The organism is Candidatus Symbiothrix dinenymphae (genome assembly GCF_001431085.1).
On record NZ_BBRU01000424.1, the window covers coordinates 1 to 441 of the forward strand.

Consider the following 441-nt stretch of genomic DNA (forward strand, 5'->3'; position numbering starts at 1 on the left):
AAAACGGCAACTTGCGAAGTGCGTGTGATAGAGAAATGGAATATTGCCAACATAGAAGCACAAACAGACGGCAAAATACTCGAAATATTCGGCACCGAAGAAATGCCGGATTGGGGCAGTTCCGTAAGTCCCGCGCCGTGGGAAAAATACGCCGCCACTATTACCACCGCAGTAGTTCAGGGCACGACCACCATAGGAGCCAATGCGTTTTACAATATGCATGCGTGCACATCCATCACGCTGCCCGACAATATCGAAAGTATTGGCACTCAAGCCTTTAAAGATTGCAGCAGTTTGCAGAGCATCACCATTCCGGCTACCGTAACAAAGATTGGCAATTCGGCTTTTAGTGGTTGCGTCGCACTGACCGCCATACACAATTACGCACCTGTGCCACAGCCCATCTTCGGCAAAAGCGTCTTTGACCCGGCCACCTACACC

The 441-nt window shown here is 50.3% G+C and carries 1 protein-coding gene; it reads left to right on the forward strand.

Features of this window, described 5'->3' with window-relative positions; all coding sequences use genetic code 11:
* A partial coding sequence (locus ASC50_RS04720; protein WP_158648449.1) for a leucine-rich repeat domain-containing protein occupies positions 1–441 on the forward strand: 441 nt, incomplete at both ends.